The following is an 8,478-nucleotide window of genomic DNA, read 5'->3' as shown; positions in this document are numbered from 1 at the left end:
GGGCGCGTCAGCTTTCCAAGCTCGGTCACGAGGTGAAGCTGATGGCACCGCAATTGGTCAAACCCTACGTGATGCGGAACAAGAATGACGGGCGGGATGCAGAAGGCCTGTGTGAAGCGATGAGCCGGCCGAGCATGCGCTTCGTGCCGGTGAAGACGGCCGAGCAGCAGGCCGCGCTGATGCTGATGGGTGTCCGCGACGGATTGATCGTCCGGCGCACCCAGCTGACCAATACGATACGCGGCCATGCGGCGGAGTATGGCCTGATCGCCCCCAAGGGACTGGACGCGATCGAACCGCTGCTGGTGCGGATTGCGCAGGACGAGACGCTTCCGGTTCTGGCGCGCGAGCTGTTTGTGGTGCTGGGCCGGGAGCGCGCCAGGCTCGAGGGTGAGTTGAAGGCGGTTGAGGCCAAGCTGATGGCCTGGCACCGCGGCGATGCCACGGGCCGGCGCTTGGCTCAGATCCCCTCGGTCGGTCCGATCGTTGCAACCGCGCTGGTGATGAAGACACCTGATCCGCGCACGTTCCGTTCTGGTCGTCATTTTGCGGCCTGGCTGGGATTGACACCCAAGGACCACTCCACCGCCGGCAGGACCAGGCTTGGCAAGATCACGCGGGCTGGCGATGAGAACTTGCGCCGTCTGCTGGTGGTCGGGGCCACAGCGGTGATCCAGCAGGCCAGGCGGGGACGCGGTCATCACTCGCGCTGGCTGCTGGCCCTGATCAAGCGCAAGCCGCCGAAGCTTGCGGCCGTGGCGCTCGCCAACAAAGTGGCCCGTATCGCCTGGAAGCTGATGGCAACGGGCGAGAGTTACGAGGCGGCACGGATGAATCCCATGACAGCCGCCGCCTAATCGATTAGCCGGCGGGCTCGCTCGTCAGCCGACCCGGAGCTGCAGGAGCAGATGGAGCGATCGATCGAGCAACGATGCGAGACAGTCCGCAGGACCCATCGGCCGCCAACAGGCCGCGTGGTTGTTTGGAACTCGCATCGCGCAAACCATCTTGGCCAGCGATCCATTCGATCGCACCCAACAGGCCGGACATATGGATGCAAGCGATCCGATCTCACCAAACAGCTCTTGTGCCACGGGGGCCGTCCACATATGGGTCCTGGCTTTCGCCAGGACGACAACGAAGAGTCACATCTGCAAGATTTGCCGCGGCGTATGGATCTCTGTTTTCGCAGGGCGACAGCCGGCAAGAAACACGCGCAGCATTCGCGCCCGGCGAACCCGCCATTGCCAAACCTCGCATTGACCTCATTGCCGTGGCCGGGCACAGCGTGCGGGCGGTGTCATTGAACGGTCGCAAGAGCCGAAGGGGATACCGCCGCATCGAATTTTGCAGTGCAGCAATGGTGCAATTGGCCCCTGCTAAAGGGGCAATGGCAATCGTCTTTGCTTGTCTGTAATGGTGCGACCGGATGTCTCGGGGCCGGTATTCGCGCTCCGCAATTACGCGGGAGGAAACATGCGTAAACTCATATTGGCTGCGGCGTCGATCGCGGCTCTGACCTTTGTCGGGCCTGCGGCGGCGCAGTCGCCGATCGTTCTCAAATTCAGCCACGTGGTGGCCTCGGATACGCCGAAGGGCAAGGCGGCCGACAAGTTCAAGGAACTCGCCGAGAAGTACACCGGCGGCAAGGTGAAGGTCGAGGTCTACCCGAACTCGACGCTTTACAAGGACAAGGAAGAGCTCGAGGCGCTGCAGCTCGGCGCGGTGCAGATGCTGGCGCCGTCGAACTCGAAGTTCGGCCCGATCGGCATCAAGGAATTCGAAGTCTTCGATCTGCCCTACATCCTGCCCGACCTGAAGTCGCTGCGGAAGGTCACCGACGGGCCGCTCGGCGCCCAGCTGCTCAAGAAGCTGGATTCTAAGGGCATGACCGGTCTCGCCTATTGGGACAACGGCTTCAAGCAGATGAGCGCGAACAAGAAGCTGGTCGCGCCCGCCGACTACAAGGGGCTCAAGTTCCGCATCCAGTCGTCGAAGGTGCTGGAAGCCCAGTTCCGCGCGCTCGGCGCGATCCCGCAGGTGATGGCATTCTCCGACGTCTACCAGGCGCTGCAGACCGGCGTGGTCGACGGCCAGGAGAACACCTGGTCGAACATCTACACCCAGAAAATGCATGAGGTGCAGAAGTACGCCACCGTCACCAATCACGGCTACATCGGCTACGTCGTGGTCGTGAACAAGAAGTTCTGGGACGGCCTGCCGGCCGATATCCGCGAGCAGCTCTCCAAGGCAATGAAGGAAGCCACCGAGTTCGGCAACAGCCAGTCGGCCAAGGAAAACGACGACGCGCTCGCCGAGATCAAGAAGGCCGGCAAGACCGAGATCGTCGCGTTGACGCCGGAGCAGGACGAGGCGATGCGCAAGGCGATGATGCCGGTCTACAAGGACGTGGCATCGCGCGTCGGCCAGCCGTTGATCGACGAATTCCTCAAGGAAACCGGCCGCAGCCCGATGAACTAGCTGCGATGCTTCGCCGCTGAGGCGATGCCAGACGAGCTCCCTCTCCCCGTTCTTGCGGGGAGAGGGGTGGGGTGAGGGGCCTTCTCCGCGAACGCGGCTCCAGATGTGCTCGCGGAAGCTCCCCCTCACCGGAAATTCAAGCTGCGCTTGAATTTCGACCTCTCCCCGCACGCGGGGCGAGGTAGATCGGAGGCAGCTCCGATCGACGGCAACAGTCACGCGGGACTTGAACCGCAAACATAGTGAACGCCGCGGCCGCGTGAGGCCGCGGCCAGGGTGCCGTGGCCGGTTGCCGCATCAGGCCATGACAGGGGAGATCAATGCTGCTTAAAATTCTGGACCGGCTCGAGGAAATCATCATCGCGAGCCTGATGGGGGCCGCGACGCTGCTGACCTTCGTCACGGTCGTGCACCGTTTTCTGGTCGACGTTCCCGCGCTCTATCCGTACCTGTTCGGCATCAATCTCGCCTGGTCGCAGGAACTCTGCATCTACATGTTCATCTGGATGGCGAAGTTCGGCGCCGCCTATGGCGTGCGCGCCGGCGTCCATGTCGGCGTCGACGTCCTGATCAACCGGCTCAACGATTTCTGGCGCAAGCGCACCATCACCTTCGGCCTGCTCGGCGGCGCGCTATTCACCGGGATCGTCGGCACCATGGGCGCCAAATTCGTGTTCGAATTGATGCATACCGACCAGGTCTCGCCGGATCTCGAGATCCCGAGCTGGATCGTCTACGCCTGCATCCCGCTCGGCTCCTATCTGATGTGCTTCCGCTTCCTGCAGGTGTGCTGGAATTACTGGTGGACCGACGACCTGCCGCACCATGACGCCTCCCATGTCGATGGCGTCGAGACCAGCAAGACCGCGCCCGTCGCGCTTGGAGAAGCGTGATGAGCGCTGCACTTATTTTCGGACTGCTTTTTGCCCTGATGCTGACGGGCATGCCGATCTCGATTTCGCTCGGCCTGACCGTGCTCACCTTCCTGTTCACGATGACCGAGGTGCCGATCGAGAGCGTCGGCCTGAAGCTGTTTTCGGGCCTCGACAATTTCGGCATCATGGCGATCCCGTTCTTCATCCTGGCGGGCACCTTCCTGACCCGCGGCGGCGTCGCGCGGCGCATGATCGCGTTCACCACCTCGCTGGTCGGGCATCTGCCCGGCGGCCTTGGGCTGGCCGGCGTCGCGGCCTGCGCGATGTTCGCGGCGATCTCGGGCTCGAGCGTCGCCACCGTGGTTGCGATCGGCTCGATCATGATGCCGGCGATGGTCGATCACGGCTATCCGAAGCGGTTCGGCGTCGGCGTGATCTCGACCTCGGGCGCTCTCGGCATCCTGGTGCCGCCCTCGATCATCCTGGTGCTCTACGGCGTCTCCACCAACACCTCGATCGGCGCGCTGTTCATGGCCGGCATCGTGCCGGGCGTCGTGCTCGCGTTGATGCTGGCGGCGGTGACTTTCTTCGTCGCGCAGCGCAACGGCTATCCGAAGATGCCGCGCGCGACCATCGGCCAGCAGTTCACGGCGTTCCGCGAAAGCATCTGGGGCCTGCTGCTGATCGTGATCGTGCTCGGCGGCATCTATGGCGGCATCTTCACGCCGACCGAAGCCGCAGCGGTCGCCGCGACCTACGCCTTCTTCATCACCGTATTCGTCTACAAGGAGCTGAAGCTCTCCGAGGTGCCGAAGGTGCTGCTGCAGGCGGCGAGCATGAGCTCGATGCTGCTCTACATCATCACTAACGCGGTGCTGTTCTCGTTCCTGATGACGCACGAGCAGATCCCGCAGGAGATGGCGGCCTGGATCATCGACAAGAACTTCTCGGTCTGGATGTTCCTGCTCGTCGTCAACATCATCCTGCTGCTCGCCGGCAACGTGATGGATCCGTCGTCGATCCTCCTGATCATGGCGCCGATCCTGTTTCCGCTGGCGACCAAGCTCGGCGTGCACCCGGTGCATCTCGGCATCCTGATGATCGTCAACACCGAGGTCGGGCTGTGCCACCCGCCGGTCGGGCTCAACCTCTACATTGCGAGCAGTATCGCCAAGATGGGCATCAGCGAGATCACCATCTCGGTCCTACCATGGCTGTGCGCGATGCTGGTGTTCCTCGGCCTGATCACCTACGTGCCGGAGATCTCGCTGTGGCTGCCGCGCTTGCTCGGAATGATCTAGCGCAAACAACAGACATCCAAAGCGCGACCTCGCGCCTTGGATGTTTCTGCGGTGCGATGAAAGCGGATTACATCTTGGTAACAGAGCTCTCTCTGTCCAATCCGTAAGTTGAAGGCGCGGGCGGGCGGCATCATCTTCGAGCAACCTTCAAAGGAGGTTCGTATGAAGAAAGTTCTGCTCGCCGGCATCGCGGCGCTCACGATTGCCGGTTCGACCGCGGTCTATGCCCAGCATCGTCCCTGGTTCCACGGCCATATGCGGATGAGCCCCGAGGATCGGGCCGCCTTCCTCGACGCGCGGATCGCCGCCGTCCACGCCGGGCTGAAGCTCAACGCCGATCAGGAGAAGCTGTGGCCGCCGGTTGAGGCCGCGGTGCGCGACTTCGCGAAGATGCGGCTCGATCGTGCCAATGCGCGGATGGCCGCCGAGAAGACCGATGCGGACAAGTCGCAGAAGCCGGATGATCCGGTCGCCCGCCTGCGCGAGCGCGCCGGCAACATGGCGGCGACCGCGACGTCGCTGACGAAGATCGCCGATGCCGCCGACCCGCTCTACAAGACGCTCGACGACAACCAGAAGCGGCGGCTGAGCATGCTGACCCATATGGAAGGGCGCGGCTTCGGCGCCGAAGGCTGGCGCCGCCACCGCCTCGAGCGCGGCATGGACCGCTGGGAGCGCGGCGGCCGCGGCTTCGATCACGACCGTTTCGACCGCGACGATGGCCCTGATCAGGAGCGCTCCGGCCGGCTCTGAGCGCCGTCCGCCGGCACCCTCGCCAAGCCTATGAAAGGCCGCCGGATTCCGGCGGCCTTTCGGTTGTCAGAAAGTCGGGAAAACTTGCTTGAGCTTGCTGGACATCGGGGAATCGCTTTGCTAAACGACCGCTCTCTTGCGAGGGTCATTTCCGGACAAGTTCCGGGCGCATAGCTCAGTTGGTAGAGCAGCTGACTCTTAATCAGCGGGTCCCAGGTTCGAGCCCTGGTGCGCCCACCAAGGAAAAGGCCTTCTTTTCCAGTACCTTCGCGAGATGGCGGTCGAGACCAAAACGAGTCTCGTGCGACATTTTTTGTGGACGGCAGTCGCGCAGCCGCATTGCTACGCGACTTTCCCTTTGTCTCTGTATCTTCACCCCATTCGATACAGCGCGCAGATCGGATGGTACAGGTCGATTATGTGCTCGTCGTAGAATAGGATATTAGGGCGAGCAAAACGGACAACCTGTTTGCCCGTCGGTTCTGACCTTCCGCACATTGTCCGAAGGCGGGACAGCCTAGCCGCGACACGGATGTAGACGTTCGCATGGTCACGCCGCGCCAATGTCAATTTCGAGTTGCTGCAGAATCTTGCTGGGGGTCGTGTCAAGTGCTTTCGCCAAGCGAAAGAGCATGACGATCGTGGGGGATTTCAGCCCTCGTTCGATCTGACTCACATACGTCCGATGAATAGTCGCCCGATCGGCCAGCTCTTCCTGCGAAAGGCGAGCAGAAAGCCTTAGGCCAGCAATGATTTTTCCGAAGGCCAGATTGGGGCTTTTCACACCCTCACAGTGTTGCCTTGAACACTAAAGGACTACAGACTATAGTATTCAAGCTCACAGCCTTGGGGCGCGGCTATTGGAAGGGATAATGCAGGAGACACCGCCGCTCGATCCTGATGTGGCTGACCTGGCTCCCACTGAGCCGGCGCCGACATTCTACGATGAGCAGCACGTTGTGACTTACATTCGCCTTCTGCAGGCTGAGGGTGAGGGGGCGGACTGGCGGGACGTGGCCCGAATCGTCCTACATATCAACCCGGAGCGTGAAGCGGACCGCGCGCACAACGCATACCAGAGCCATCTCTCGCGTGCTAAATGGATGACGCAACGGGGACGTGTCTTACGTGGTGTAGGGTCGAATTAGAAGAAATCCGTCGATTCAAGCGCGGATTTAGAATTCGTATCCCCCAGCCAATGTGTGGTGATCCGGAGGCACCACGTGGTGCCAAACTAGGGACTTCCCACTACCCGGTCGTTTGTAACTATTGCGCCGCAATCCTTGTTAGCTGCTGCATATCGGAGGAAGCAATACCTAAGTTCGACTGCGGCCCCAATGACAACCCGCTTCAGATGGTCATTGACGGTTGCGAACATGTCATTGGCACGGCGGTTCCCATCACCAGAGCGAGTTCGCGAAGGTCTTCCGAATAGGAGCGCATCATCCATGCTGGCCGCCGTTCCCCAGCGTGGAGTTTGAATCAGAAATTGTCTCTGGGAATCTCGATTCCGGCAAAAACAACATGCGCTAGGCGCGAGCCAATCGCGGGTCGCGTCGGGATCAGCCGAGCAAGTGTCTACCGCGTTGTCGGATGCGAATAAGGATGCGTGGCTGTTAACCACTCTTCTGTGCCGTCGTGTATGTAGGCGCAAAATCTTCAAATCATGAGAGACCAATAATGCGGGTGGGGAAGAACGAGACGCTTGCTGGAGTTCGCTTGATCAAGTTGCGGGACTTTCTCAGGTTTCACGAGGAAAGCTTTCCCGCTGAGGCCATTGGAGAGCAGTTCAAGGTCAATGGCGGCCGAAAGCAGGAAATCGAAGAAGCCCTGGTCAGGGCGGGCTATGTGATACGTCACGAGAATGACAAAACACGCTATCTAGTTGCACCTCTTGGGAGGCAGCTATGCAATGCGAGGTTCATCTCGCGTATTTCGAGAGAGAAGGCCGAAGCCTTACTCCAAACCTTTCTGGTTCGCGTGGTCAGCATCAATGAACGCGACGAGCTCACGCACAAGGTTACTGGGGTGCGCGTATTTGGCAGCTATCTCACCGATAAGGCGGATTTGGGCGACATTGATCTCGCGGTTGGGATCAAAGCTCGGCGTGAATCCCACGTCAAAGAAAGCGTAGAGCGGGCGAACCAATCGATTAGGGCAATCCGCAGCTTTCTCGACAGGATCACCTTCGGTCGGTCCGAAGTGAAAAAGCTTCTGAAAGGGGGCAGTCCCTATCTGTCCATCCATGAATTCGATGAGGTGGATGAGTTGGGAATTCCCTACAAGGTGCTGTTCCCAAGCAATGGGGCCAACTAGACTAACAGTTCGGGGACTGCGTCACGGCAAAACGTGCCTTGAGCCCGATCGCCTGCCAGACACTCCAGAGCCCGGCTTCCGGCAGGAAGTTGGGACTCTTCCTACCCGCAAACCGCAGGATCGAAACCAAGGCGCCGCGCGGCACGATCGCGACTTCTCCTGCACCCGCCACGAGGGTTAACAGGCAATGCAACGAACGATTATGACCGTGCGACGGATGCCCATTTTCGGTCGGACAAGCCCGGGGATGCGACCGGCAAGTCATTGATTGTTCTCAATCCATGGTTGACTCTTAATCAGCGGGTCCCAGGTTCGAGCCCTGGTGCGCCCACCAAGCTTTTCAATAGCTTAGGTTAGCCCTCGTAGTTGTCATTCCGACAAACGGCCGCGTCTATACAAACCGGCTGCTTTTGTTCGCTCCTCGCGGCGCTTCCGGGTCCCCGAGATCAGCTGTTGTCAAACGCCATCCGGAACTGCCCCCTTTGCGTCATGAAGAACTGCCCCCACCCTCGGGTTCATGATGTTGGTTGAAGGTTGGCTCCGCCGCTGACGGGACGGAGGGAGGCGGAGCCGACCGGAGGGCCGTCAGCGGCGGGCGGCTTGATGAGGCCGCTCTTGCGCTTGGCGCGGAGCCGGTAGCTGTCGCCGCGGATGGTCAGCACGTGGCTGTGATGCAAGAGCCGGTCGAGGATCGCGGTGGCGACCACCGGGTCGGCGAACACGGTGCCCCATTCGGCAACGCTGCGGTTCGA

At 61.0% G+C, this 8,478-nt stretch carries 9 protein-coding genes and 2 tRNA genes; 9 read left to right on the top strand and 2 right to left on the bottom strand.

Annotation, left to right across the window (positions count from 1 at the left end; translation table 11 throughout):
- The 6 genes from J6525_RS45290 to J6525_RS45265 all read left to right on the top strand — a co-directional run.
- On the top strand, positions 1 to 857 hold an 857-nt coding region (locus J6525_RS45290; protein WP_225649491.1), incomplete at its 5' end, for an IS110 family RNA-guided transposase.
- A gap of 619 nt (positions 858 to 1,476) precedes the next feature.
- Positions 1,477 to 2,481: a TRAP transporter substrate-binding protein gene (locus J6525_RS45285; RefSeq protein WP_028342401.1), complete on the top strand. Its 1,005-nt coding sequence runs from the start codon at positions 1,477 to 1,479 to the stop codon at positions 2,479 to 2,481.
- Positions 2,482 to 2,801: 320 nt separating this feature from the next.
- Entirely contained in the window at positions 2,802 to 3,374 is a 573-nt protein-coding gene (locus tag J6525_RS45280) for a TRAP transporter small permease (protein ID WP_225649490.1), read from the top strand.
- Positions 3,374 to 4,657 carry a TRAP transporter large permease gene (locus J6525_RS45275; protein WP_092090549.1) on the top strand — a complete coding sequence of 428 codons (1,284 nt, stop codon included), beginning with the start codon at positions 3,374 to 3,376 and terminating at the stop codon, positions 4,655 to 4,657. Before J6525_RS45280 ends, J6525_RS45275 begins: the two co-directional genes overlap by 1 nt.
- Positions 4,658 to 4,819: 162 nt before the next feature.
- A complete protein-coding gene (locus J6525_RS45270) occupies positions 4,820 to 5,410 on the top strand; it encodes a Spy/CpxP family protein refolding chaperone (RefSeq protein ID WP_028332421.1) in 591 nt (196 codons plus the stop codon).
- A 164-nt stretch (positions 5,411 to 5,574) separates the two neighbouring features.
- Positions 5,575 to 5,650, top strand: a tRNA-Lys gene (locus tag J6525_RS45265).
- 310 nt (positions 5,651 to 5,960) lie between these two features.
- On the opposite strand, the gene J6525_RS45260 is transcribed toward J6525_RS45265, so the two are convergent.
- Positions 5,961 to 6,194, bottom strand: coding sequence for a helix-turn-helix domain-containing protein (locus J6525_RS45260; RefSeq protein WP_225649489.1), 234 nt, complete (start codon positions 6,192 to 6,194; stop codon positions 5,961 to 5,963).
- Between the two features lie 88 nt (positions 6,195 to 6,282).
- On the opposite strand from J6525_RS45260, the gene J6525_RS45255 reads away from it, so the two are divergent.
- The 3 genes from J6525_RS45255 to J6525_RS45245 all read left to right on the top strand — a co-directional run bounded on the left by J6525_RS45255 (position 6,283) and on the right by J6525_RS45245 (position 8,060).
- Entirely contained in the window at positions 6,283 to 6,558 is a 276-nt protein-coding gene (locus J6525_RS45255) for a DUF2285 domain-containing protein (protein ID WP_225649488.1), read from the top strand.
- 532 nt (positions 6,559 to 7,090) lie between these two features.
- Positions 7,091 to 7,726, top strand: coding sequence for a hypothetical protein (locus J6525_RS45250; RefSeq protein ID WP_225649487.1), 636 nt, complete (start codon positions 7,091 to 7,093; stop codon positions 7,724 to 7,726).
- Between the two features lie 244 nt (positions 7,727 to 7,970).
- Positions 7,971 to 8,060: transfer RNA gene (locus tag J6525_RS45245), tRNA-Ser, on the top strand.
- 181 nt (positions 8,061 to 8,241) lie between these two features.
- Here J6525_RS45245 and J6525_RS45240 read toward each other — a convergent pair.
- On the bottom strand, positions 8,242 to 8,478 hold a 237-nt coding region (locus J6525_RS45240; protein WP_225648657.1), incomplete at its 5' end, for an ATP-binding protein.

Source organism: Bradyrhizobium australafricanum, from assembly GCF_020329495.1.
GTDB lineage: Bacteria > Pseudomonadota > Alphaproteobacteria > Rhizobiales > Xanthobacteraceae > Bradyrhizobium > Bradyrhizobium australafricanum.
Note: the sequence above shows the minus strand (reverse complement) of the source record. Positions and strands in the feature narration are given on the sequence as shown.